Below are 26,413 nucleotides of genomic sequence, written 5' to 3' on the forward strand. Positions count from 1 at the left end.
TTTCGGAAAAAATCGGAAACGTTTACCCATGTAACCGGCAAAGCCTTTTCCGCGGTTTTTGTCACGTGAAATATTGTCCCGAAAAATATAGATTTACGGTATATGAAAAAGTTTTTCTTCTTGATACTCCCCCTGTTGCTTTCAACGCTCTCTTTTGCCGCCTTTGATAACGGTAAATTCAACTACGGAAGGCAGTGGGCGGGCAACCTCACTGCAAGTGATGTTTCGAACAAGGGGCTTTCGCATATCGCAATCTGGCTAGGCGATAACGAAAAGTACAACGAGTATTGGGAAGGAGCCATGATGGGCGTATGCAAGGAGGCGAACCTGACGCCGGTAATATATGCCTACGTGATTGCCGAATACGACAAGGACAAGGGGAATGCGGATTGCGACATGGGTAATCCGAACCATTGCACCAACGGCGCAGAAACCATTCGCAAGAGTTGGGGGAATATTATCGCCCGTTACAAGAGTTACGCGGAGGGAATCGCGAAGGATTACGGGACTTCGAATCCGACGATCTGGCTGATTGAACCCGACTTTATTCAGTATTCCAGGACGGGCGATTCCATCGATACGCGTTTTAGCCAGGTGGGCGGCGGTATTCCCGATGATTCCCTTGCGGGCTATTACTTCAACAGCATCGTTTCTACAATTAAGACAGCGCTGCCGAACGCGAAGATTGCGGTAGATATTTCCCCGTGGCTCAACGACTACATACGCGTGTGGTACAGCAAGTTCGACAAGAGCAAGGTGGACTACCTGTTTACATCGGGCGGGCGTACCCAGGGCGACAATGCACGCATCCGCGGGGACAACAACAATAACCTCACTTGGGCGGGCGCCTGGTCCGCGATGGGTGGGAAGCCGATTATTGCAGACGACGGTTACGGTGTGGGTGGCGCAAGCAATGGCGATTACATTGAATGGCTGAATATCAATAATTTGAGCGCCCGCGTACAGGACGGGGTCATTGGGCTTACCATTCCGGAACCGGCTGACACGCTCTATAAGTTTGCGAAGCGCTACAATATTTCAATAACGGTTCAGGGTTCTTCCAGTTCTACGCAGTCAAGTTCCTCGATGTCTTCGAGCTCCATGAGCAGTTCCAGTTCCAAGGTGAGGACGGTGTTTGAACTCACGAGCGGGAACGTGCCTCAGACTGTGACTGCGGGTGACGAGATGTCTCCGATTGTCTACCGCTATGAAAATCTGACTAAAGTCAGCGCGGCTGTCTTGTCGGGCCTGAGTGGAACGAAGAATTCGGACAAGAAAACCTACACGATTTCGGGACGCATTCCGGAGAACGCTCCGGATAGTTCGTTCGTGATGCAGCTGACCGTGACCGGACCGGATACGAACTTCGTTGTAAAACCAGTAATCAACGTGAAACACAAGCCGGTGGTTACGACCGTCGAGGTTACGAGCAACGCTACGCAGACGGTGACCGCGGGTGATTCCATCAAGCCGATTGTGTTCAAGTACGCGAATATAAAGAGCTATAGTGTAACTAAGCCAAGCGGGTTTACCTATGCTGTTGACGGGAATACTCACGAGATAACGGTTCGCGGTTTGCTTGATGACAATTTGAGCGACCAGGAATTGACTGTCAAGGTGGATGTGACCGGCCTGGACAACAATGCTTCGGCAAGCGCGAAAATTACGGTAAAGCACAAGCCTGCCATGATTGCTTACGAGGTTGTTGGCGGGAATGCGGACCGGACCGTAACGGCGGGTGAAGAAATTGAGCCTATAGTTTATTCGTACAAGAATGTGCGGAATTTTAAGTTGTCTGGGATTCCAAAAGGATTAAAAGGCGAGTTGAACGGAAATGAGAAAACGTACACGATTTCCGGTATTGTCGCCGATTCCCTGACCGACCATGAATACACGTATACGATTTCCATGACGGGCATCGATAACGATTCGACTGCGACGGGCAAGATTACCGTGAAGCACAAGCCCGCCTTGCCTGTACTTGAGCTCACGAGCGGGAACGCTAACCAGAAGGTTACTGCGGGTAGCGATATCGAACCGATTGTATTTAAAATCCAAAATGTGACGGAGGTGAAGGCTTCCGGCCTTCCCGCCGGGTTGACAGGCGTGATCAGCAAGAGCAATACGACCTACACGATCTGGGGTACGGTCGCAGATTCGTTGACCGCCTATGTGTACGATTATAGGATTGCAGTGACTGGTGCCGACGGCAGTGCTGATGCAGAAGGAAAGATTACCGTGGTAGAGCGGTCTTCCAGCTCTGTCGCATCTTCTAGCAGCGAAGAATCTTCTTCTAGTGAGGAATCTAGTAGTAGCGAGGAAAGTTCTAGTTCGTCGCTTGAATCGAGCAGCAGCGAGGAATCCTCGAGTTCTGTTGAATCGTCCTCGAGCGAAACGCCGTCGTCGTCTAGCGTCGAAAGCAGTTCTTCTGAAGAGAGTAGCTCTTCTTCCGAAGCAAGCAGTTCAAGCTTGGAGCCTTCATCCTCCAGCATCGTCACACCGCCGCCGAGTTCTTCCAGCGAGGAACTTGCGTCCAGCAGTTCGGAAGAATCGTCTTCTAGTTCTGCCGAATCCTCCTCGAGCGATGCAAACCAGGTTGTTGTGACAGGCAGTTTGAACCAGACGGTTGCCGCTGGCGGCACGTTTGAAACCATCACGTTCAGTAACGTGCAGACATTCAATCGCGATACATGGAATATTTGGTTCTTTGATTTCAAGAAGTCTGGGGACGTGGTGACCGTTGAAGGTTCCGTGCACGAGAGCTTCCCGGTAGGTACGGCTGTAGAAACCGTGACGGTTAACGGGCAGAAGTATGAGATTACGTTTGTCGTGACCGCTCCTGAAAGCAGTTCCTCCGTGGCGAGCAGCTCAAGCTCCGCGCCTTCTTCCTCCAGCGTCGTCACACCGCCGCCGAGTTCCAGCTCGACAAGTGTGTCCAGTAGCAGTGCTGTGGAGTCCTCTTCCAGCGAGTCTCCGACGCTCGCGATGTCGCGCGTAACAAGCCCGCTTTCGATGGTTGTCGCGGGCCGTACGCTCCATGTCTCGGGCACAAATGACGTGTCGGTAGAAGTGTTCGACATGCAGGGCCGCCCGCTCATGGCAATCGCTCATGTGAAGGACTCCGTGAATCTCGAAAGCCTGCACCAGGGTAACGTGGTGGTTCGCCTCCGCGCGGGCTCCAACACGCTGGTCCGCCGCATTGTGGTGAAGTAAACAAGGAATTTTTTGCACCGATAGGTGACCGCGCGAATAATCCGCGTAGTAGGGAAGGCAAAGCCTTCCCTTGATTCGTTCTTGTAAAATGCGTAAATTTGCATATTTGCATAGATTTCCTATAGAATTTTTCTATATTTGTCGCCATGAAGTTTTCTAAAGGCGTCCAGGACGGCCTTCCAATAGGCCTCGGGTACTTCGCGGTGTCGTTCTCGTTCGGCATCGCGGGCTCCAAGCTGCTTTCTTGGCCGCTGGTCACGTTCATCTCGATGACGAACCTCACCTCGGCGGGTCAGTTCGCGGGTCTCCAGATTATGGCCGATGCCGCGGGCACTTTTATCGAGATGGCGATTGCGACTTTCTTTATAAACCTGCGTTACAGCCTGATGGCGATTTCCCTCTCGCAGAAGGTGGCGCCGAATTTCGGGACGTTCAAGCGCCTGCTGCTTGCAACGGGCATTACGGACGAAATCTACGCGCTTGCGGTAAGCCAGGCGGAACCAGTGACCGCACGGTATTTCGCGGGTCTCATGGTGCTTCCCTACATCGGGTGGTCCTCGGGTACGCTCTGCGGGGCGGTTTGCGGTGAAATCCTCCCTGCGGTAGTGACGAACGCCCTCGGGGTGGCGCTGTACGGCATGTTTGTCGCCATCGTAGTCCCGCAGATGAAGGCGCATCGACCCACGCTTATCGCCGTCCTGATTGCAATTGCCTGCAGTTGCGCGTTCAGGTACGTGCCTGCGCTCAGTGGCGTGACTGTCGGGTTCGCGATTATCATCTGTGCGCTGGTCGCCTCGCTCCTCGGTGCAGCGCTTTTCCCGGTAAAGGACAATGAAGACGATACGCCCGATGGCCAGGCCGGCGCGCAACCAGCCAGCGTGCAATCTGCTGGTGTGCAAACTTCCGGCGCGCAACCCGCGGGGGAATGCAGACAACGTAAGGAGGGCACATGAACCTGAGGGATTACTGCTTCTTCCTGCTCGTGATGGCGGGTGTCACCTACCTGCTGCGTGCGGTGCCTTTCGTCCTTTTGAAGGGCAAGATCAAGAGCCGCTTCTGGCGTTCCTTCCTCGCGTACGTTCCCTACACGGTTCTCGCCGCGATGACGGTGCCTGCCATCTTCTATTCCACGAACAGCGTGCTTTCGGGAGCGTGCGCGCTCGTTGCCGCAGTCATCGCGTCGCTCCTCGGGCGCGGCCTCGTGGGTGTAGCCGTTGTCGCCTGCGTTACGGTGCTCGGTGTTGACGGCATCATGCTTTTGCTATAAACTATAAACGACAAACGAATTGCAAATAAAAAAAGCGCCCCGTGCGGAGCGCTCTAATACCCATGTCCGGAATCGAACCGGAATAACCTCCTTCGGAGGGAGGGACACTATCCATTGTGATACACGGGCCCGGCCAATGTAATCCCGCGCGTGGCGGAATCCATCCGATTTAGGTCTGCGAAATATAGTAAAAAATGACCCGCCGTCAGCTTGTTTCTGCATTATAGCAATTTGACAATCAGCTCGTGCGGTTCTGCGTCTACCACCAGCGCGTCGTGGAATTCTCCCACGTCGGCGTCGCCCTCGAGCACCTTCACGATGTCGTCGTTCTCCATCGAGTTGCCTTCGGTGCGCCCGTAAAAATGGTATTCGCTTTCTTCCGCCACCTGGTCGATGATGATGCGAACCTTTTTCCCAATCATCGATTCGGCGTGTTCCGCGTCGATTTCTTCCTGTAGGTCGGTCACGGCGTCGAGCCTTGCGCGGGCCTCGCTTTCGTCTACTGCGGGCAGGCTCATCTCCATCACGGGCGTGCCTTCTTCGGGGCTGAACACGAATCCGCCCAGGTGGTCGAACTGGATGTCTTCCAGCAGTTCCATCAGTTCCTCGAAATCTTCATGCGTCTCGCCGGGGAACCCGACAAGCACCGTTGTGCGGAGCGTGACTCCCGGAATGCGCTCGCGAATCTTATGCAAAATATCGACGAGCTCCTTTTTGCGGTAGTTCCTCTTCATGTTCTTGAGTACGTTGTCGCTGGCGTGCTGGATAGGCATGTCCACGTACTTCACGAGGCGCGGTTCGTTCGCCATCAGGTCCAGCAGTTCGTCGTCCACGAACATCGGGTACCAGTACAGCGTGCGAATCCACGGGATGTTCGTGTTGTCGAGAATCGCGCGGAGCAGGCCGGCCAAGGTGCCGCCCTTCTTGCCCTTCTCGCGCCCGAAGTATGTCGTGTCTTGCGCGATGAGGGTAATCTCCTGCACGCCCTGTTTTTCAAGTTCCTTGGCTTCTTCGACAATGTCTTCGATGCTGCGCGACACCTGCTTGCCACGGATGAGCGGGATTGCGCAGTAGGCGCATCGCCGGTTGCATCCTTCCGCAATTTTCAGGTAGGCGTGGTGCTTGAACCCGCCGAGGTTCATGCGCTCCATGTTCTCTGCATCGCAGCTTTGCGGGGCGACAATTCCCATCTTCTTCAGGAGTTCGCCCGGCTTGTACGTGCCTACCCAGTAATCCACCTCGGGCAGTTCCTTCACGAGCTCTTCGCCGTAGCGGCCCGAGAGGCAGCCCGATACAATCAGTTTCTGCCTTGCCTTCTTGCCGTTAATTTGTGCGAGAATCGCGTTGATGGATTCTTCCTTCGCGGCCTCGATGAACCCGCAGGTGTTCACTAGGATGTAGTCCGCCTTGACAGCGCTGTCGCAGGTGGCAAAGCCCGCGTGCAGCATCTCGCCGACGAGGTTTTCCGCGTCGACCTGGTTCTTGGCACATCCTAAATGGACGACAAATACTTTGGGCTTCTTTGTAGGCATGTTTGCAAATTTAGAAAATAGGTCCTGCAAAAAAAGAGCCCCGGAGGAGCTCTTTTCGTAAAGATTGCGCGAACCGCTTATTCCCAGTCGTCCACGAAGTCTTCTGCAGGCGGGGCAGGGGGTGCCGCAGGTGCAGGAGCGGGTGCGGGTGCAGGTTCCTGTGCCGGAGCGGGTGCTGGTTCCGGAGCAGGCGCAGGTTCCGGTGCGGGAGCGGGTGCCGGTTCAGGCTCGGGAGCAGGAGCAGGTGCCGGTTCCGGTGCAGGCGCGGGTTCAGGTTCCGGAGCAGGAGCAGGCGCGGGTGCCGGTTCGGGTTCAGGGGCCGGGGCCGGTTCGGGCTGGTTGTCCTGCGGAGGAGCGTAGTACGAACTGGATTCGCCGCTGTTGTCGGAATCTCCGGCCGGGTTGCCGACCTCGTCGTTTCTGCTGTTGTCAACCCACCACTGGAAGTTCAGTGCGCTAAGCACCTGCTTGCCGTATTCCTGGGCATTCGCGAAGGTCGCGAAGTAGCCGATACGCACGCGGTAGTAGGTACCCTCGAGTTCGCCCGGGTTTTCCACCTCGGCGACGTAGGCCTCGATTTTCTGTTCTGCAAGTTTCTTCACGATGGCGTCGGCACCCTTCTTAGAGGGCTGGATGCTCACCTGGATAACAAACTGGCCATCTTCCTGGGGCTGGATGTTGCCGGTGACTGCCGGGGCTTCCTTGGCGGGTTCGGCCTTCTCGTCCTTCTGGGCGTTGCCCTGGGAAAGGGACTGGATGGGCACGAGTTCCGGTTCATCGGCGGGTGCCGGAGCCGCTTCGGTCTTGGTGACCGCGGGTGCCGGTTCCTTTTTCTGCATGTCGGGGACTATTTCCTCTTTTTCGCCACATCCGCAAAGGAGGGCGCCTGCGAGGGATACGACGCATAAGCTAGACGACCATGTCTTTTTCATTAAATACTCCGGAAAATGAATGGCATGCCTGTTAGGCAACACTAAAAATATATATAAGTCTTTGATGTTCCGCAAGTTATAATTAAAAAAATGCCCATTTTTTGTCCAAAAAACGCCTGATGTGCCCCCACCCTTGACGAAATCGGCAGAGTTAAATATATTTGGGCTCTCAAACTGAATTTTTAACCAAAGGATAATCGTGATCGGCGTTATTGTTAAGTCCAACGAACCTTTCGAACGCGCTCTCAAGCGTTTCACCAAGTCTTGCGAAAAGAACGGCATCATTTCCGATGTCAAGAAGCGCCAGCGCTTCGAAAAGCCCTCCGAAGAAAAGAAGCGCATCGAAACTGCGGCTCGTCGCAAGCGTCTCAAAGAGATTGCTGACCAGAACCGCAAGCGTCTCTACTAATAACAATTAGTATATTGCGTAAAGGTGAGTCGCCGATCCATGATCGGTGGCTCGTTGCGTGTTTTATAACAAAAGCGGTGAGACCGCAAAGGATTCACTATGGCAAGCGAACTTCTTGCAAAAATCAAAGACGATATCAAGACAGCCATGAAGGCGCACGACGCCGAGACTCTCGGAACGCTCCGCACCCTCCATTCCGACATCAAGAACGAGGCCATGAAGGCTGGTGCCACTCCGGCCCAGATCGAGGAGACAATCACCGATGCGATGTGCGTCGACGTGCTCGCCCGTAGCGTGAAGCAGAAGCAGGAAGCCATCGACATCCTCAAGAAGGGCGGTTTCATGGACAAGATCCCTGCCGAGGAATCCTGCATCGCGCTCTACCGCAAGTACATGCCCGCCGAAATGACCGAGGACGAAGTCAAGGCCCTCATCGCCGAAATCAAGGCGGCGACCGGCGCTGCAAGCCCGAAGGACATGGGCAAGATTATGAAGGAACTCTCCCCGAAGGTCAAGGGCCGCTTCGACGCCAAGCGCGCATCCGCCCTGGTTCAGGAAGCCCTTAAATAACCGCTCGGCTCTATTGTAGGTAAAGAAACCGTCATCCTGAGCTATACGAAACTAAGAACTTTAGTTCTAAAGTTGAGTTATCCTCTTTGTGGAGGAGAGGCGTGGCCTCGAAGTCGATATACGAAACTTGGCTACTTGTAGCCTTAGTTGAGTTAGGTTCGTAGGAGCAGGATCTAGTCCCTCGTTGTCATGCCCGGCCCGACCGGCAATTTTTCATCCCCGCGCAGGCGGGGATTTTTTGTTAATTCTTTTACCCCTTTTTCCCGCTGATTTCGTTCTTGAGCCACTTGGTCAATTCGTCTTCGGCAGGCAGTTTCAATTTGTATTTCTGCACGAAAAGCGATTCTTCGATTCCCGTAGTCGTATATTCCACCAGTTCCTTGCCTGCCTTGGTGCACATCAAAATGCCTACAGGCGGATTGTCGCCCTTTTCCATCACGTTTTTCCTGTAGTATGCAAGGTACAGGTTCATCTGTGCAATGTCGTCGTACTTGATTTTGTTAGCCTTGAGGTCGATCAATACGTGGCACTTGAGAATCCTGTGGTAAAAGACCAAATCGCAGAAGAAGTAGTCGTCATCGACAAGGATTCGCTTTTGCCGGGTTTCGAAACAAAACCCGTTGCCGAGTTCCAGCAAGAATTCTTCAAGGTGGTTCATCAGTGCGTCTTCCAGGTCGGATTCTTCGACAACGTCCTTGTTCTTGAGCCCGATGAATTCATAGACGTACGGGCTCTTCACGACATCTTGGAGTTTCAGCGGATGGCCTGATTGCGCAATGCGGGACTGGACGATTGCACTCATCTTTGCAGGGTCCTTGCTCAGGGCCGTGCGTTCGAAGTAGTTCGAGTCAATTTGGCGTTTGAGTTCGCGGAAAGACCAAACGCCTTTCATAGATTCCAGTTCGTAAAAGACCCTGCCCAACGGATTTTCGACGCCCATAATGAGCAAGAAGTGCGAATACGAGAGATGATTAAAGAGTTTTTCAGGCGGAATTTCAAGTTTTTCAGATTGGGCAAACGGTGTTTGCCTAATTTGGCAATCACTGCTTGCCAAATCTGATTCCGACGGTGGCAAAACGTCCAATTTTGCCCCTAAATCAGCCGTCAATGGCCTGGTTGCCCCGAATTCGGTGGCTGTAAATTCAAGAACGGGGCGAGCCAAACACTTGAATTCCGAGTAGAATTGACGGTAAAGTTTCAGGTTCCTGTAAGAAAGTGACTTCTTGTTCAGGCGCTCCGCCAGCCTCTGGAGCGTCTTCTCTCCGTATTTGGCCCTGTCGTTGCCGTTCTGCTCGTAATGCACAATGTAGTAGCCGGTAAGCCAGTTGCGTGCGGTTACATTCTTGTTGATTGCCTTGGCGGTGTTTTCTTCGAAAGCCTCGTCAATTTGCGCAATAGCATTGCAGAGACCGTTAAAATCGATGTTGCTTGCCATGATGTACTCCTGTGAAAATTTTGTGGCTTGCAAACAGGAGATATGCATGTATAGCGCAGAACACCGGTTCACAAACCTGTTGATGACAGATTGGAAATTCCACGGAATGTGGAGGTGCTCTACGTTGATCGCCAGGGGCCGTTCTCCCCATAGGGTTCCTGTCCTCAAATCGCGGGGCGTGTCGCGCCTGCAAAGGGAGGACGGCGTCAAGCAGATAGTTGAACTACCCGCCCGGAAAGAATGCGCTGTCAGCGGGATTGACTGCTATTACTGAATTGAATATATAAAAACGCGTGACAAAAAACAAGAGGAAGGTTATCTTTACTCCCGTGCCCACATTCACCAAGTACATCCAGAACGAGGAACATTACTCCGAGGTCATTGCGCGGATTGCGAAGGTTCGCGAGACGTTGTGGATCGGTACCGCCGACATCAAGGATGTCTATGTGAAGCAGGATGGCGAATCGATGCCGCTGCTCGGGCAACTGGCCGCACTCCTGAAGCGTGGCGTTGGCGTGCGGCTCATTCACGCGAAGGAGCCGGGCCCGAACTTCCGCGAGGACTTTGACCGCTTCAAGATTTTGGCGACCGACCTTGAGCGCGTCATGTGCCCGCGGGTGCATTTCAAGATGATGATTTTCGACTTGGAAACCGCCTACATCGGTTCCGCGAACTTGACGGGTGCGGGCATCGGCATGAAGAGCAGCTTGCGCCGCAACTTCGAGGCGGGAATCCTCACCAACGACCCCGAACTTGTGCAGCCCGCCATTGAACAGTTTGACACGATCTGGATGGGCTCGCACTGCAAAAATTGTGGTCGCCAGGAATTCTGCGGCGACCGGATTAAGTAAATTTTATATGTTCGGTTCGAAGGAGCAGGATTCAGACCCACATTTTCTTTTCCGGTGCCCGTGCTGAATGTAGTAGCACAACTGGGCATTTCTTTTTTTTTGTCCAAGGATTTTTTATATTAATCAGCAACAATGTCTTTCTTGAAATTAAGCTGCTTTTTGATAGTTTTTTGTTGCTTTCTAGTTTCCTGCGGTCATGAGGAAAAGCAATCCTGCATAAATTTGTACGAGTTGAAAATCTCCTACAGCAAAAATAATGTTCCGAGAAAATTCAATTTTGTTTATCGGGAAGTCCCTGAATATAGTCAAGGCACTTTAAAGACAATTTATCCTATTAAAGATGCGATTGATTATGCTGGGAAAGTTCAGTTTATGCAGGATTCTGGTTATCAAGAATTCCTCATATCCTATATAGATCCATTCGAAGAGAGAAGAATAGAGGATATGCAAGTGATTGTTGCGGTGGATTCTATTTCAGGAAAGACGGATTCAACGACAGTCGAAAACCTGTGGGGTACCGGAAGCTTGTTTTCTCGATCCAATATTCTTCATAACAAATGGAAATCAATGCGGTTTCTTACGCCAGTCTTTGTGGAAAGGGATGGAAAGATTGTGGATGCTGGATATGCCTGTTCTGAATGGGAAAATTTGCGAGAGGTTACAAAGCCCGATTGCAGAAAACCAAAGGGATTGGTTATACAGGGAAGGGTAGAAAAAACAGGGCTAGAACCACCGTTGCCGGCTGATAGTTTGATGGAGCGACTTAAGGATGACATTGATCGCATTCTTGAATGTAGCGAAGAAGAGTTTTAGGAGTCGATGAGTTAAATTTTCTTGTTCGCTATTTTGTGTATATTTAGAATATGTCCACCTCGCAATCCAAAATCCAGGAACTGGAACTGCTCTACAAGATCAGTTCCATTCTGAACCAGACGCTCGATTTCGAGAGTGTTGCACATCCGATTCTGGAAGTGGTGGAATCAATGATGGGCGTGGAACATGCGACGCTTACGCTTTACAACCGCCACACCGGCGAAATATCCATCGAAATTGCGGAAGGCTTGAGCAGCCGCCAGGCGCGCAAGGGCCGCTACAAGGTGGGCGAGGGCATTACCGGCCGCGTGGTGGAAACGGGCAAGCCGATTATCATTCCCTCGGTTGCGAAGGATCCGGACTTTCTGGACCGTACGGGCCGCGGCAAGACGGAGGACAAGGCGTTCCTCTGCGTGCCCGTGATTATGGAGCACCAGGTGATTGGCGCCTTCAGTGCCGACGTGCAGAATCCGGTAGAAGATGAACTTCCCGAGAAACTCCGCCTGCTGGAAATCATCGCGCAGATGCTTGCGGCGGCAGTGAAGCTCCGTCGCGAAGCTCGAGAGGAAAATGAACTCCTGAAGGCCGAAAACGAACGCTTGACCTTGGAACTCAAGGACCGTTTCCAGCCCGACAACATCATCGGGCGTTCGAGCGAGATGCAGCGCGTGTATGCGCAGATTGACCAGGTTTCAAAGAGCCCCCTACCCGCGCTCATCGTGGGCGAGGTGGGTACGGGCAAGGGGCTCGTGGCTGAGGCTATCCATTACCGTTCCGACCGCAACATGGGCCCGTTCGTCCGCGTCCATTGCGCCTCCATGCCGGAATCAGTACTTGACCGCGAACTGTTCGGCAGCGTGCGTGGTGCCCTCGTGGGTGTGTTTGCGGAAACCCCTGGCCGCGTAGAACAGGCCGAAGGTGGCACGCTGTTCCTGGACGAAGTGGGCGAACTTTCTCCGAACCTTCAGGTGAAACTCCTGCGTCTGTTGCAGAACGGCGAGGTGGAACGTATTGGCGCCCGCATTCCCAAGAAGGTGAACGTGCGCGTGATTGCGGCCACCACCAAGAACCTGCAGCAGATGGTCGAAGAAGGAACCTTCCGTGAAGACCTCTATTACCAGCTGCACATTTTCCCGATTTACGTGCCGCCGCTCAGGAACCGCAAGACAGACATCGTGCTCCTGGCGGACCACTTTGTGGAACATTACTGCCGCATCGTGGGCAAGAACGTGCGCCGCCTTGCCCGCACCACCATCAACATGCTCATGAGTTACCCGTGGCCCGGAAACGTGCGCGAACTTGAAAATGGAATCGAGCGTGCCGTTCTCGTTGCCGACGAAGACGTCATCTACCCGCACCATTTCCCGACCACGCTGCAGACCGCCGAAACGAGCGGCACTCCCGTGAACGGAAACCTGAAACTCATGGTGGAGGCCTACGAGAAGGACATCATCTGCGATGCCCTCAAGAGTAGCAAGGGAAAAGTCGCCGCTGCTGCGCGCAGTCTTTCCACGACTCCGCGTATTTTAACGTATAAAATCAACCAACTTGGCATAGACCTCGCCAGTTTCGGTAAATAAACTGACTGCAGTCAACTCTCGATAGCCGACTAATTCTATATTTATCCCGTATGATTATCCATTCCTTCTACATGGGCTTTCAGTGATTAGTGGTTTAGACTTGTAATTTCCCTAACCAATAATCATTAACCATTAACTATTGAGAAAATTATGCAATTCCGTCCCGTTAAGGAACAGCTTGATATTTTGATGCGCGGCGTTATCGATGTCGTGCCGCAAGAAGAACTCGAAAAGAAACTCCAGAAGTCCTACGATACCGGAGTCCCGCTCCGTATCAAGATGGGCGTGGACCCGACGGCCCCGGACGTGCACTTCGGCCACACGGTCGTGATGCGCAAGCTCCGTCAGTTCCAGGACCTGGGCCATACCGTCGTGCTCATTGTGGGTGACTACACCGCCCAGATTGGTGACCCCAGCGGCCGCAACAAGGCCCGCCCGCGTCTCACGCACGAACAGGTGCTCGAGAACGCGAAGGAATACCAGGAACAGTTCTTCAAGGTCGTCCGCCGCGACCAGGTGGAAATCCACTACAACGGCGAATGGTTCTCCAAGCTCCCGTTCAGCAAGGTGACCGAACTCATGGGCCAGTTCACCGTGGCCCAGATGCTCGAACGCGAGGATTTCCACAACCGCTACACGGCCAATACGCCGATTAGCCTGCACGAGTTCATGTACCCGATGATGCAGGGCTACGATTCCGTGGCCATCAAGAGTGACGTGGAATTGGGCGGCACCGACCAGAAGTTCAACGTGCTTCGCGGTCGTGACTTGCAGATTTTCGAAGGCATGGAACCGCAGATTGGTCTCTTCATGCCGATTTTGCTCGGTACCGACGGCAAGGTCAAGATGAGTAAGTCCATCGGCAACTACGTGGGCCTGAACGAGCCCGCCGACGTGATGTACCACAAGATTTACAGCCTCGCCGACAGCATCGTCGAGAACTGGTTCGAACTCCTCACCAACATCCCGCTTGCAGAAATCAAGCAGATGATGGCCGATATCGCTGCGGGCAAGATGAACCCCAACGATGCGAAGCACCGCCTCGCCATCGATATCGTGACGCAGTACTACGGCGCAGAAGCCGCCGAGGCCGCCGCCGCGAAGGAACGCGAAATCCACAGCGGAAACGCCATCCCGAGCGATGCTGCCGAATGCAGCGTGGCGGCCGGCACCTATGGTGCCCTGGATCTGCTTGTGGAAATCAAGGCCTTTGCATCTAAGGGCGAAGCCCGCCGCATGATTCAGAACGGCGGCGTCAAGATTGCGGGCGAAAAGCTCGCTGACCCGCAGGCCTCGTTTGAAATCAAGGGCGGTGACCAGCTGGTTGTCCAGGTGGGCAAACGCAAGTTCTACAAGGTGAATTTCTAGTACCATGCCGCAAGAAATCCTCATACTCGGTCTCAATCCCGCCTGGCAGCGTTTGTTCTTTTTGGACAAATTCACTCCGGGCGAGGTGCACCGCATAACGAACGTCGAAGAATACGCTTCGGGCAAGGGAATCAACTGCAGCCGCGTGTTGCAGAACCTGGGCGGAAAGCCCCTCCTGATGCACTTCCTCGGGTCCGACCACGGGTCCCGCATTTTCGACGAGATTTCCGGTTGCGGCATAAGCCAGGCCCCGATATGGATTAAGGAACCGACACGCACCTGCACGACTATCGCCTGCGGGGGCGAAGCGACGGAACTTATCGAGCCTTCTCCGGTACTTACCGATATCGAGAACAAGGATTTCGCGCAGACTCTTGGGGAATACTGGAACACGGCGCAGTGCGTTGCCCTCTGCGGGTCGTTCCCGGGTAACTTCGACGTCGAATGCATAAACGGCCTCGACTTTACGGGCAAGCGCGTGTTTGTCGATGCCATCGAGAATATCGACTCCTGGCTCGAGAAGGGCGTGGAACTGCTGAAGATCAACATGCACGAGTACAGCAAGTTGCTCGACCGCATGGGAATTCCGCAGGTGAAGTCGAGCCCGCAGTTCTGGAAAATGACCGCGACCGCAGTGCTCGAGCGCCTTCCCATCAAGAACCTCGTGGTGACCGACGAGGAATCGCCGGTACGCGCGTTCCGTCTGGTCGAAAAGAAGTTTCAGAGCGCGATAGTCACGCCTCCCGCAGTCGAGGTGCAGAACAGCGTGGGTGCGGGCGATTCGTTCTTTGCCGGCTGGCTTTATGCCGATAGCATGGGCCTCGAATTCGAGGAATGCCTCGTGAAGTCGACCGCCGTCGCTGTGGCCCGCTGTGAAGTCGACAAGCCCTGGATGCTTTCGCTTGAGCGCGTTGCCGAGCTGGAAGAAACTATCCGCGAAAGCCTCGAACAGCAGGAATAGGCAGGCCGGCATGAACGGGACGCTTGTCGTATTTGCCTCGAAGCAGGAATTCAACACGATTTTCCCGCAGATATCCGCTGTGGTGGCGTCCACTACGCCGCAATCCATAGACAACCGTTTCGATGTCGCCGTGTGCGGGGTGGGAATGCTCGACTTTTCGGCGAACCTCGCGTACCTCCTGGCGAAGAACCGCTACGAGCGCGTAATCCAGGTGGGCATCTGCGGGGCATATCCCAACCGCGGGATAGAAATTTGCGACGTGGTGCGTGTCGATACCGACGTTGTCGGCGATATGGGAATCCAGACACGTGAAGGCCATTTTGTCGCCTGGAAGGATGCTTCTGGTGAAGACGGCGTATATGCGGGCGAATCCCCGCGATTCCTCACGATTGCGCTTGCGTCTATACGTTCTGTTGCCGGCGTCTCGGTGAACTGCTGTACCGGTACCAAGTACCTGGCGCTCCGTCGTGGCGGGCTCTTCAAGGCCGATGTCGAGAGTATGGAAGGCGCGGCATGCTTTGCCGTGTGCAGGCGCTTTGGCGTTCCGGCCTACCAGTTCCGCGCGGTAAGCAACATCGCGACCGACCGCGATACGTCTACCTGGAAGATTCCCGAAGCCCTCATGGCCCTCAAAAGTGAGGTGCTGGACAATCTGTAAACAATGTGGAATGTGGAATGTGTAATGTGAAATGAAGAAATTCACATTACACACCCCACATTTAGCATCTCTCATCTCTCATCTCACATCCCACATCTCACATTTGTTATGCGTCTTTCCCTCGGCATTTCCACCTGTCCTAACGACACCTACATCTACGAGGCGCTTGTCGCCGGTCTCGAGAATTCCCCTTTTGAATGGGACGTGCATTTTGCCGACGTGCAGACATTGAACGAGATGATTATCGCGGGCAAGCTCGACGTGGCCAAAGTGAGCGCGCAGGTCTACCCGAAAATTCGTGACAACTACGTGTGCCTCGGGTGCGGCGGCGCCATCGGGTATGGCTGCGGCCCGCTCCTGCTTTCTTCTGTGTCCGGCGCCTTCGACCCTGCAAAAGAAACTGTACTCCCTGGAGCGAACACGACGGCCGCGCTCCTTTTCCGGTTCTGGTTTGCTCACGAGTTCGGCGTAAAGTCCGGTCGCCCGGGTGCGTGTGCGCCGCAGGTGCGCTATGCGCTTTTCAACGAGGTCTACTCCTCGCTGCTCATCAAGTCTGCGGTTCAGGGTGTAACCATTCACGAACATCGCTTCACCTGGAAACGTGACGGGCTTCACATGTTGCAGGACCTCGGCGCCTACTGGGAACAGGAAACGGGCTCGCCGATTCCGCTCGGGATTGCAGTCGCGCGCCGCTCGCTTTCGTACGAACTTGTCAGGAATATCGAGAAGGAGATTCGCGATAGCCTCTCGATGGCTCGGAAAAGGTCGGAACTCGTGACCCCGTTTATTCGTGAAAAAGCGCAAATTTCCGATGAAAAAGTCATCGAATCGCACATAAAAATGTTCGTGAACGACTTTTCCGAGAGCGTGGGCGAGGCGGGTCGGCGCGCTCTCGAGTCCCTTTGGGGTATCGCAGATTGTTGATAACCTGTTGATAACAACAAAAATCGTGTAATAATCCGTAAACGTAAAATTATTTTTACAAAACTGCGAATTTTTGCGAAAAACTTTATTTATTTTCCAAAAAGCACTTTTTTTGGGAGTTCGCTTATGAGTTTAGTCAACGACCTCGATCTCGAAGTTGAAAACTTCAAACGTGAGTACGAAAAGTTCGAACGCGGCAACAAGTCCGCTGGAACGCGTGCGCGCAAGGTTCTGCAGGATATCAAGAAGACCTGCCAGGAGATTCGCGTGTCCATCCAGGGGGCGAAGAAGGAGGAGGAAAAGTCCAACCTTTCCCCTGAGAATTGACGTTCAAGGCCTGCCTAACGGGCACTTTTTGCTTTTTTTAAGCGTTTTTTTGGGTTATTTCTCAAAAAGCGTTTGACTAGAGCCCGTTATGAAGGTATATTCCCATTCGGGTTTTGAATTTGTCGATTCGGCAAACCAAAAAAACAAACGATTTTATGTGTTCTATGATTGGAGAAACGTAGCAGTATGACCCTAAAGAAACTGGTCTTAATTACGGCCGGGGCTTTGCTTCTTTCCGGAACCGCCATGGCAAGAATCATCAACGTGCCTGGCGAATTCCAGAAAATCGGTGACGCTCTCGGTAATGCCGATGCTGGCGATACCATCAAGGTAGCGCGCGGCACCTACAACGAAAACATCACTCTCGTGATGGGCGTGATCCTGAAAGGCGAAGATCCGCTGACAACAATCATCGATGGCGGCCGCAATGGTCCGACCGTCATGGGTACTTCGGGCGCAGAAATGTCGCACTTCACTGTGAGGAACGGTCTCGAAGGCATCCTCTGCGAAAACGCTGCCCCCTACATTCACCACTGCTACGTGATGGATAACCACGCTACGGGTATCGGTGCGTTCATCTCGCTCCCGCATCTCCGCAACAACGTGGTGTACGGCAACCGCTGGTCCGGCATCCTCGCTTGGGGTGCCAAGTCTCTCGACGCCTTCATCGAGCACAACGTCGTGCTCCGTAACGGCTACTCGGGCCTTGCCCTGAAGGGACCGACCAACGTGGTCGCCCGTAACAACATCTTCATGGAGAACCACTATTACGGTGTGTTCGCCGACCCGGCCGCCGGCCAGACGAAGGTGGAGTACAACAACATCTACAAGAACTACTACCCGTTCAACCACTTCATCAAGGTGAACCGCACCAACGTTTCCCTCGATCCGAAGTTCATGAACCACTCCCTCTCGAAGCCGAACTTCTACTGCCAGTCCACCTCGCCGATGCTCAAGCGCGGTAAGGGCAAGCTCGACATCGGTCTTACGACTGTCGAGGTTGTGAAGGAAGAAGAACAGGCTGAAGAAACCCGCAACCCGGATACCGATGCCGATGGCCTCTGCGATCCGTGGGTTTCCGAAGAAGGCGTTTCCGACAAGTATGCTTCTGTTTGCACCGGCATCGACAACTGCCCCGAAGAAGCCGAAGACTTCGACGGTTACCAGGATGACGATGGCTGCCCGGATGCCGACAACGACCGCGACGGTCTCTGCGACCCGTGGGTCGAAGCCAAGGGCTTGCTCGCGAACTTTGCTCATGTGTGCCAGGGTGTTGACCGCTGCCCCGAACAGGCCGAAACCCAGAACGGTTACAAGGACGACGACGGATGCCCGGACGAAGTCCCGCAGCCGCCGAAGAAGGTGTTCGTGCTTGAAGGCGTGAACTTCGAATCCGGCAAGGCGACCATCACTCAGGACTCTCACGTGTCCCTCATGAAGGTTGTCGACATCATGGAAACCTTCCAGGAAGCGACGTTCGAAATTGTGGGTCATACGGACAACGTTGGTTCCAAGGAAAAGAACAAGCAGCTCTCCGCCGACCGCGCCGCTGCAGTGAAGAACTTCCTTGTCGAGAACGGTATTAACGAAGCCCGCATTGTTACAAGCGGTAAGGGCGACTCTCAGCCGGTTGCCTCTAACAAAACCCCCGAAGGGCGTGCGCAGAACCGTCGTATCGAGTTCATTCGCACGGATATCAAGTAAAGGAGTAGGTGATGATGCATACTAGTTTCATCAAGACATCGGTCCTCGGACTTACAGTGGCGGCCAGCTCCCTGTTTGCTGACGCTACCTACTCTCCGCACAAGTATCAGCAGAACGACTGGTTCGCAGAATTCGGCGGCAACACCGCCATGTACGTGAACCCGGCAAGCATTGCTGAAACGGAACAGTTGGAATTCAGCGCTGCGTTCTTCAGCTCCATCAGCGGCGAAGCAAGCCAGGAATACGTGAGCTTGACCTTCCCGATGGACTACAAGCACACGCTCGGCTTCTCGTTCTTCGAGAACGGCGCTTCTATCGACGGTGGCAAGTCCTACGGTGAATACGCGTTCATGTTCGGCTATGCCTACAACCTCTTCCAGTTGATCTCTCTCGGTGTGGACATCTCGGTGCTCTACATCAACCAGTTCGACGACGTGAAGCAGGTGACCTTCGGTTCTGACATCGGTATCAGCTGGAACCCGCTCGCTTCTTCCAAGCTCGGCTACCTCCTCGTGGGTGTCGCCTTGCAGAACGTGCTGCAGCCGGCCATCGCCACGAGCGACGACGCTCCGGCAGTGGTGCTCTTCACCGAAAGCGAAGCCTACAAGATTCCCGCGAACCTGAACTTCTCCTTGTTCTACCGCGGTCTTAACAGGAGCCTCGAAGCGAAGATCGAAGCATCCTTCATCGACATCATGCACGATGACGAGGAAGGCGGCGAAGGCTTCAACCTCGAGACCAGCTTCACCTTGACCTACTACCTCTCCCCGCACTTGGGCGTGCGTGGCCGTTTCACCAAGGAAGGTTACTTCGTTGCTGGTGCTACGGTGAACGTGAAGGACGTGAGCATCTTCCGTTACCTCCAGTTGGATTTGGAAATGTCTCATGACGACCTCTACGCCAAGAAGAACCGTGGTTTCATCTGGGCCGTGAAGATTACTTCTCGCTTCGGTGACACCCGCGAAGAGAAAATCGGTGAGGAACGTTACCGTCGCTTGAAGATCGAACCTGAAAACGACTACCGTGCTGCTATGCGCCTGTACTTGAACCGTCAGTTCCTCGAAGCTGCTTACGCCTTCGGTAAGGTCCAGACCAAGTACCCCGCATTCCACCTTGTCGACCAGGCTGCGTTCTACAAGGCAAAGTCTTTCGAAAACCTCCGCATGCACAAGGCTGCAAAGTCCGTGTACGAAGACGCTATCAAGCGCTATCCGCAGAGCGACCAGAAGGCCAAGTACCACTTCCAGTTGATGAACATTGACTATAAGGAAGGCAAGTACACCGAAGCCATGAGCAAGTACCAGAACATTGCCCAGAAGTTCGGTGAAAGCGACGTGAAGGCCGACGCCGACTACGTTGCCGGCCAGATCAAGTTCGAACAGGGCCTCTACCAGGAATCTGTCGACCTGCTCGCCGCCATCCTTCCGGGTAACGCGAACTACTTCTATGCCCGTTACACCATGGGTATCGCCTACAGCCGCCTCGGCAAGTTCGAAGAAGCTGAAAACTGCTTCCGCGACATTACCGAGCAGCAGTACTCCAACCAGTCCGAACAGGACCTCCAGGACGCTGCCCGCGTGAAGCTCGGCCACCTCTACTTCTCCGGCGAGAAGGCTGACATTGCCGCCGCCGCCCAGATGTATGGCCAGGTGCAGCCCGGTTCTCCGGTGTACGACGAAGCTATGCTCGGCATTGCATGGTCCTTCCTCAAGGTGAACAAGCCGGACGAAGCCATGAAGCCTGCCAAGTGGATTATTTCTAACCTTCCGGAATCCTTCCTCGTGTCCGAAGCCTACCTCGTCCAAGGTTACTGCTACTTCATGAAGAAGGACTACCAGAATGCAGCCAAGTCTCTCGAACAGGCTGAAGCCAAGACCGAGAAGCCGGCTGTGTCCGTGGCTGCCCGCGATAGCGCCCGCCAGGCATACGACGCTATGCAGAGCGAATTCGACTCCGTGCAGGTCCAGGCACTTGACCTCGCTCGCCAGCTGCCCACCCCGCGTGTGGAAAGCAAGCGTGAGGCTCTGCGCCCGACCTTCGACAAGGCCAACCAGGCTATCGAAGACTACGCCGCGTTCACCCAGAGGGCCATCCAGAGTGACCGCTTTGAATCCAACCGCAAGCGCATCCTCGAAGATGCGGGCTTCACTCTCGCTACTGTGAAGACCAAGATGGGCCAGGGCTCGACTTCTTCCGAAGCGGCTCAGGAACTCGAAGAATTGGAGGACCTGGAGTAATCCGGGGCCTCCCCTTTTTATGATTATATAGGTGGATAGAGAACGATGAAAAAAATCATTCTTGTCGCTGCGATTGTTTGCTCCTTTATCGGAACTTCTTTCGCTGCATCGGATCCTTGTAAGGAAAAGACCAACGAAGCAAAGAAAATGCTTGCCAAGTGCAAGTCCATCGGGAAGGGCAAATCTGGTTATGAGCAGTGCGCCAGTTCCTATAAGGTAATCAAGAACCAGGCCGAACAGGCATGCCGTTCCGGCGGCCTCGACGAACAGGGCATGGTGAAGGCCATCGAGCAGTGGGAAAAGCTCGCCAAGGGCGAAACCTGTAAGGGCAAGAAGTCCGACCGCTGTGCCGGTGCTCTCCAGCAGCTGGGTCACTACCAGTTCATGCTCGAAGAAAAGCAGTTCCTGGATATCCAGGGCCAGTACGAAGAAGATGTCGCCTGGTGTGCCGACCGCGATAACAAGCCGGCCAAGTGTGCGAACATCGGCCAGTACCCGAAGGCCGACCACCAGAAGTCCCTCGGCTACTTCCTCGAGTACATCGACAAGTACCCGAAGGCTCCGAAGATTCCGGTGGTGCTCTACCAGGCCGCTGCCGTGCAGGAAGCTAGCGGCGAAGACGAAAAGGCGTTTAAGCTCCGCGATCGTCTCGTCAAGAACTTCCCGAACGACGGTCTCGTGCCGAAGGCATGGCTCCGTATCGCCGAATACCACTTCATGAACCGCAAGTTCCGTGATGCTATCGCCGCCTACAAGAAGGTGACCGGCTTTGAGAACCTCACCGGTAAGGAAGCGGCTCTCGCCATGTACCACTTGGCTGAATCCTACTACAACATCGCCGAATACGAAACGGCTGCTTACAAGTACTACGAATATATCATCGGTGCCGACAAGGGTAAATACCCCAACGACCTCCGCGCCGAAGCTATGGACTTCATGGCTGCCTCCTTCTCTGACCTTGAAGGTGGTGGTGTCGCCGAAGCTGAAGCCTTCCTCAAGGACAAGAAGGTTCCGTTCAAGGATTCCGTGTACTACCGCATCGGTATGAAGAACAAGGACCACGACCGTAACGAAGAAGCTGTCCAGTCCTTCAAGCGCTTGATGCAGATCAACCCGGACTACATCGACGCTCCGCTCGCCGATATCGCCATGATCGAAATCTTGCTCGTGCAGCAGAAGTTCGACGAAGCCCAGAACTACCGTTACGTGGTGGTGAAGCGCTACGACAAGAACTCCTCCTGGCGCAAGAAGAACACCAAGTATAAGGAATCCGTCGCGAACGCTGACAAGGCTATCCGCGGCGCTATGCTCGAAATTCCGCACTACCATCACCAGCAGGCCGCGAAGATCACCAAGGAAGGTGATATCGAGGGCGGTAAGCGTCGCTATGCCGAAGCTATCAAGGCTTACGAGGCGTTCCTCACCCGTTACAAGAATGAACCGACCTGGGATGAATACACCGTGCATATCGACCTCGCTGCCGCCTACCAGGAAATGGGCCAGCATGCGAATGCCGCCAAGATGTTCAACTGGATTGTCGATACCGATACCACCCGTTATGGCCGCCGCGCTCTCGGTTCCGCTGCCCTCCTGAAGAAGGAAGAAGCTGCCTACAACGCCGTGCTCATGATGGACCAGGCTCGCGAAGCCGCTCTCAAGAGCAAGGCTAACGGCGATACGGTCAAGGCTTACGACCTCCCCGAAACGAAGGCTTACTTCGCCCAGGTGGACAAGTACATGCAGAAGTTTGGCCAGAACAAGGAAGCTGCCGAACTTGCCTACAACGCTGCCCTCGTGCACTACAATGCCAAGAAGTTCAAGACTGCGGTTACGGTTCTTCGCGAACTCCGCCAGAAGTACCCGAACCACCAGTACATCTTGCTCATCAGCCAGATGCTTGCCAAGTCCTTGCTCGAATCCAACCAGCTCGATGAGGCTCTCGCCGAATTCGAATGGCTGTTGAAGCAGTACACGCAGGTGAAGGCCACCAAGAACGACTCGATGGCTAAGGAAACCGAAAAGGCTATCGCGTTCGTGCTCTACCAGATGGCTGAAAAGGCTGTCAAGGAAGGCCAGTACGAGAAGGGTGCCAATGCTTACCTCTCTCTCGTGAAGCGTTACCCGAAGGTCGAGATTGCCGACAAGGCTATCTTCGAAGCCGCTGCCGCGTTCGAAAGCGCGAACCAGTACAACAAGGCTGCCGAAACCTTCATGATTCTCCCGAAGCAGTACGCAAGCTCTCCGCTCACTATCAAGGGCGTGCTCCGTGCCGCATCCGCATACAAGAAGGACAACAAGCCGCAGATGGCTGCGACCACGTTCCTCTTTATCACGAACAACTTCCCGCAGGATTCCATGGCGTTCCAGGCAATCGGCTTTGCTGCCGCCGTGTATGACTCCATCCCGGATAAGAAGAACGCTGCTGTTACCTACGAACTTGCCTACAAGCGCTACCCGAAGAACGAGAAGACCCCGAGCTTCCTGTACAGCGCCTGCTTGAGCTACGACGAAGCGAAGATGACCGACGAAGCAATCCGTTGCTCCAAGGACCTCGTTCGCGACTACCCGAAGAGCACCTACGCTCTTGACGCCGCGTTCTCCATCCCGATGGCTTACGCTAACGCCAAGAAGTGGGATCTTGCCGCCTCCGAATACCACAACTTCATCAAGATGTACACCGAAGACAAGGAAAAGCTGATTGCCGCCTACATCGGTGCAGCCCGTGCCTACATGGAACTGAAGGAAGAAGACAAGGCTATCGAAGACTACCGCAAGACTCTCGAAGCTTACGACAAGTACGGTTTGCAGATCAAGAACGCCGACCCGGGTGTCCCGGCCGAAGCCGCCTTCTACATGGGTGAACACGAGTTCCACAAGATGGACCCGATTGTGCTGAAGGGTAAGGAAAAGGACAAGGCCAAGATCATCAAGACCTTGGTGGAAATACTCCAGAAGGCTATGGGTCACTACTCCAAGTCTGCTGCCTACGCTTCTGAAAAGTGGACCTTCCGTGCCACGAACAAGATGGGTATGCTCTTCGTGACCATGGCCGCCAAGATCCGCGAACAGGAAATGAACGCGAAGAAGGAAGACGAGAAGTTCGCCGAACGTATTACCATCGTGCAGCAGCTGCCGAGCTACTACGAACAGGCTCGCCCGATCTTCCAGAAGAACATCGACCTTGCACGCGACCAGGGCTTCTACAACAAGGACGTGGTCGAGGCTGAAGAAGGCTACATCGAAATGTTCTACCAGGGCTGCGCCGTGTTCGTCGAAGTGGCTGACGCATTCGCGAACGCACCGCTTCCGGACTCCGCCGCCATCGTTCAGGAATACATCTACGAAGAAATGGTGAAGGCCGACGCTATCGAAGCCGCTCACGAAGACCTCGAGGCCTATCGTGAAGAGCTCATGAACAAGTCGAACTCCGCAAAGGAACTCGCCGTTCCGCAGTGCGCTACCGGTATCAAGGCCTCTGCCCACTACGGTATCGACAACCAGTGGACTGCGAAGTTGTTCGAAACGTTGAAGGCTCTTGACGAAACGAACGAAGTTCTCGCCACGAAGATCGAAAAGTTTGACCCGTCGACTCTGTTCTCTGACCCGAGCTACTTCAAGACGAAGGCCCGTATCGAACAGATTTCGAAGTCCGAAGTCATGACTCCGGAAGAAAGGATCAATACCTTCCGCGAAATCATCAAGGATGCCAAGGCTGAAAACGAAAAGTTGAAGGCCGAACTTGAGGAACTCAAGAAGCAGCTGATGAGTGCTCCGGCCCCGTCTGCCGAGCCGGAACCGTCCATGGACGAACCTGCTGCTGCTGAAGAGGCTGCCCCCGCTCCGGCACCTGCCAAGAAGAAGGCTGGTAAGAAGAAGGGCAAGAAGAAGTAGCGGTAAAAACTATTTTACGGGGACCTTGTTCATAGGTTCCCCGTATTTTTAGGGCTTTAGGCGGGTTTCTGACGCGGTAAATAAAGTTTTACTCCGTTGACCCTCCAAAAACGCCCAAAAAAAAATAAATATGAACAAAGATTTCAAAAACAAACACAAAAACAACACTCGAAAGGAGTAATCTAAAATGTCTAAAATGCTTCAATCCTTCAGCCCTGAATCCGATGGTTGGCAGTTCATGTGGATCATCCTGGCCGTGTTCATCATCGGTCTCGGCATCTCCATCGAACGTATCATCTACATCCTGGTGAAGAGCTCCAAGGGCCGTGCCAAGTTCCTCGCTGATTTCGGTAAGCTCATCAGCTCTCAGCAGTATGACCAGGCTCTTAGCCTCGCCAACGCTACCAACCTCCCGGTTGCTCGCATTATGTCTGCTATCGTTGCCAACCGCGCCGGTGGCCGCGAAGGCATGCAGGCTGCTTGCGATGCAGTGTTCCTGACTGAAGCTCCGCGTCTTACTCGTTACATCTCCCTTATTTCCGTGATGGCTTCCATCTCTACGTTGCTCGGACTTATGGGTACGATTTACGGTCTGATCTACACCTTCGACGCTGTGGCTAACAAACCCGCTTCCGAACGTGCCAAGGCTCTTTCCGACGGTATCGCTATCGCTATGGGTACGACGCTTGAAGGACTTCTCTCCGCAGTGCCTCTCCTGGTCATTGTGGGCTTCCTCAACATGAACTCCGAACGCCTCATCCAGGAAATGGAAGAAAAGGGCCTCAAGATTATCAACTCTCTCGTCTAATTGTGTTTGAGAGTTAAGTCTTTAACTGGAGTTTAAAAAATGGCAAAAGAAGTCAAGAAACCAGCAAAGCCTGAAGAACCGGACCTGTTGCCGGCGATGGGCTTGTTCACGATTCTGATTCCTATGCTTCTCTCCATGGCTGCTTTCTCCAAGCTGGCAATTGTTCAGGTGAACCTGCCCGAGCGCAGTATGATCAACCCGAACGATGAAACACCTCCGCCGGATGAGCAGGCATTGAACTTGAGCCTCGCGATTACCAACGAATATCTCGTGATTGGTGCTCGTGGTGGTTTCCAGCCGAACGTCTATTTCAAGGAAATGTGGACGTTCCGCTGCAAGTCCGATGCTAAGCTGATTACCCATGCCGTCGAAGATGTCAAGGCCGCAGTTGAAGCCGGACATGGTCCGAAGTGCAAGGACGGTAGCGAGATGGATAAAGAGAAGTATCTCTACGAAATCGAAACTATCGAACTCTGGGCAATCCAGAAAGAATCTGAAGAGGATCCGGGTCGCGTGATCTGGGCGCTCTACACCAACGGGGGTACTCCCGAAGAACCTGTTGCCGACAGTGCTTATGTTGACGGCAACAACAACTTCCTCGCTCTCCCGGGTGAAGGCGCTATGGGCCTGACTCCGCCGCCGGCTCTCAAGAAGCCCGCTGCAGGTACGGCTCTCGCAACCCTTACCCCGAACTCCGCTCGCACGCTCAAACCGGACGTTGCGGCGAAGAACCTCATTCATCCGCTTTCCGCATACGATCTCATCGCAAAGGATCTGATCGCAATCCATACGCAGTTCATCGACCTGGAAGACGTCGACAACATCATCATCGTGGCTAACGACGATACGCAGTTCGACAAGATCATCCAGCTCATGGACCGTTCTAAGGAAGCGGGCTTCAGCAAGATCAACCTTGCAAAGTTGGGAGGTTAA

At 54.0% G+C, this 26,413-nt stretch carries 21 protein-coding genes and 1 tRNA gene; 18 read left to right on the forward strand and 4 right to left on the reverse strand.

The window, feature by feature from the left end; genetic code table 11:
• Positions 1 to 102: 102 nt before the first annotated feature.
• From BUA44_RS01485 to BUA44_RS01495, 3 genes are all read left to right on the forward strand, one after another.
• Positions 103 to 3,213: a T9SS type A sorting domain-containing protein gene (locus BUA44_RS01485; RefSeq protein ID WP_072807789.1), complete on the forward strand. Its 3,111-nt coding sequence runs from the start codon at positions 103 to 105 to the stop codon at positions 3,211 to 3,213.
• A gap of 146 nt (positions 3,214 to 3,359) precedes the next feature.
• Positions 3,360 to 4,166 carry an AzlC family ABC transporter permease gene (locus BUA44_RS01490; protein WP_083579419.1) on the forward strand — a complete coding sequence of 269 codons (807 nt, stop codon included), beginning with the start codon at positions 3,360 to 3,362 and terminating at the stop codon, positions 4,164 to 4,166.
• A complete protein-coding gene (locus BUA44_RS01495; protein ID WP_072807790.1) occupies positions 4,163 to 4,480 on the forward strand; it encodes an AzlD domain-containing protein in 318 nt (105 codons plus the stop codon). Before BUA44_RS01490 ends, BUA44_RS01495 begins: the two co-directional genes overlap by 4 nt.
• Positions 4,481 to 4,537: 57 nt before the next feature.
• Here the strand turns inward: BUA44_RS01495 and BUA44_RS01500 are convergent.
• The 3 genes from BUA44_RS01500 to BUA44_RS15780 all read right to left on the reverse strand — a co-directional run bounded on the left by BUA44_RS01500 (position 4,538) and on the right by BUA44_RS15780 (position 6,944).
• Positions 4,538 to 4,609: transfer RNA gene (locus tag BUA44_RS01500), tRNA-Arg, on the reverse strand.
• A gap of 92 nt (positions 4,610 to 4,701) precedes the next feature.
• Positions 4,702 to 6,012 (reverse strand): 30S ribosomal protein S12 methylthiotransferase RimO, encoded by a 1,311-nt coding sequence (gene rimO / locus BUA44_RS01505; RefSeq protein WP_072807993.1) that lies wholly within the window; start codon positions 6,010 to 6,012, stop codon positions 4,702 to 4,704.
• Between the two features lie 77 nt (positions 6,013 to 6,089).
• Positions 6,090 to 6,944 (reverse strand): SPOR domain-containing protein, encoded by an 855-nt coding sequence (locus BUA44_RS15780; RefSeq protein ID WP_083579420.1) that lies wholly within the window; start codon positions 6,942 to 6,944, stop codon positions 6,090 to 6,092.
• A 199-nt stretch (positions 6,945 to 7,143) separates the two neighbouring features.
• On the opposite strand from BUA44_RS15780, the gene rpsU reads away from it, so the two are divergent.
• The gene (rpsU, locus tag BUA44_RS01520) at positions 7,144 to 7,353 is read left to right on the forward strand and encodes a 30S ribosomal protein S21 (RefSeq protein WP_014546541.1); all 210 of its coding nucleotides are present in this window, start codon (positions 7,144 to 7,146) and stop codon (positions 7,351 to 7,353) included.
• Between the two features lie 99 nt (positions 7,354 to 7,452).
• Positions 7,453 to 7,923, forward strand: coding sequence for a GatB/YqeY domain-containing protein (locus tag BUA44_RS01525; protein WP_072807791.1), 471 nt, complete (start codon positions 7,453 to 7,455; stop codon positions 7,921 to 7,923).
• 250 nt (positions 7,924 to 8,173) lie between these two features.
• On the opposite strand, the gene BUA44_RS01530 is transcribed toward BUA44_RS01525, so the two are convergent.
• Positions 8,174 to 9,358 carry a PDDEXK nuclease domain-containing protein gene (locus BUA44_RS01530; RefSeq protein ID WP_083579421.1) on the reverse strand — a complete coding sequence of 395 codons (1,185 nt, stop codon included), beginning with the start codon at positions 9,356 to 9,358 and terminating at the stop codon, positions 8,174 to 8,176.
• A gap of 293 nt (positions 9,359 to 9,651) precedes the next feature.
• On the opposite strand from BUA44_RS01530, the gene BUA44_RS01540 reads away from it, so the two are divergent.
• The 13 genes from BUA44_RS01540 (at position 9,652) to BUA44_RS01600 (ending at position 26,413) form a co-directional block, all read left to right on the forward strand.
• Positions 9,652 to 10,209, forward strand: coding sequence for a phospholipase D family protein (locus BUA44_RS01540; protein ID WP_255370417.1), 558 nt, complete (start codon positions 9,652 to 9,654; stop codon positions 10,207 to 10,209).
• A 231-nt stretch (positions 10,210 to 10,440) separates the two neighbouring features.
• Entirely contained in the window at positions 10,441 to 11,022 is a 582-nt protein-coding gene (locus BUA44_RS01545; protein ID WP_143151817.1) for a hypothetical protein, read from the forward strand.
• Positions 11,023 to 11,072: 50 nt separating this feature from the next.
• Entirely contained in the window at positions 11,073 to 12,602 is a 1,530-nt protein-coding gene (locus tag BUA44_RS01550; protein WP_072807794.1) for a sigma-54 interaction domain-containing protein, read from the forward strand.
• 150 nt (positions 12,603 to 12,752) lie between these two features.
• On the forward strand, positions 12,753 to 13,970 hold the full coding sequence (gene tyrS / locus BUA44_RS01555; protein ID WP_072807795.1) for a tyrosine--tRNA ligase: 1,218 nt from the start codon (positions 12,753 to 12,755) through the stop codon (positions 13,968 to 13,970).
• Between the two features lie 4 nt (positions 13,971 to 13,974).
• Entirely contained in the window at positions 13,975 to 14,931 is a 957-nt protein-coding gene (locus BUA44_RS01560; RefSeq protein ID WP_072807796.1) for a 1-phosphofructokinase family hexose kinase, read from the forward strand.
• 10 nt (positions 14,932 to 14,941) lie between these two features.
• Entirely contained in the window at positions 14,942 to 15,589 is a 648-nt protein-coding gene (mqnB, locus tag BUA44_RS01565; RefSeq protein WP_072807797.1) for a futalosine hydrolase, read from the forward strand.
• Positions 15,590 to 15,697: 108 nt separating this feature from the next.
• Positions 15,698 to 16,513 carry a 1,4-dihydroxy-6-naphthoate synthase gene (locus BUA44_RS01570; RefSeq protein ID WP_072807798.1) on the forward strand — a complete coding sequence of 272 codons (816 nt, stop codon included), beginning with the start codon at positions 15,698 to 15,700 and terminating at the stop codon, positions 16,511 to 16,513.
• Positions 16,514 to 16,639: 126 nt separating this feature from the next.
• On the forward strand, positions 16,640 to 16,840 hold the full coding sequence (locus tag BUA44_RS01575; RefSeq protein WP_072807799.1) for a hypothetical protein: 201 nt from the start codon (positions 16,640 to 16,642) through the stop codon (positions 16,838 to 16,840).
• Between the two features lie 246 nt (positions 16,841 to 17,086).
• A complete protein-coding gene (locus BUA44_RS01580) occupies positions 17,087 to 18,544 on the forward strand; it encodes an OmpA family protein (RefSeq protein ID WP_255370418.1) in 1,458 nt (485 codons plus the stop codon).
• Positions 18,545 to 18,555: 11 nt separating this feature from the next.
• Positions 18,556 to 20,781, forward strand: a complete 2,226-nt coding sequence (locus BUA44_RS01585) for a tetratricopeptide repeat protein (RefSeq protein ID WP_072807801.1) — start codon at positions 18,556 to 18,558, stop codon at positions 20,779 to 20,781.
• Positions 20,782 to 20,826: 45 nt separating this feature from the next.
• Entirely contained in the window at positions 20,827 to 24,672 is a 3,846-nt protein-coding gene (locus BUA44_RS01590; protein WP_143151818.1) for a tetratricopeptide repeat protein, read from the forward strand.
• A 187-nt stretch (positions 24,673 to 24,859) separates the two neighbouring features.
• Positions 24,860 to 25,480 carry a MotA/TolQ/ExbB proton channel family protein gene (locus BUA44_RS01595; RefSeq protein ID WP_072807802.1) on the forward strand — a complete coding sequence of 207 codons (621 nt, stop codon included), beginning with the start codon at positions 24,860 to 24,862 and terminating at the stop codon, positions 25,478 to 25,480.
• A 39-nt stretch (positions 25,481 to 25,519) separates the two neighbouring features.
• Positions 25,520 to 26,413, forward strand: a complete 894-nt coding sequence (locus BUA44_RS01600; RefSeq protein ID WP_072807803.1) for an ExbD/TolR family protein — start codon at positions 25,520 to 25,522, stop codon at positions 26,411 to 26,413.

The organism is Fibrobacter sp. UWR3, from assembly GCF_900143055.1.
Lineage (GTDB): Bacteria > Fibrobacterota > Fibrobacteria > Fibrobacterales > Fibrobacteraceae > Fibrobacter.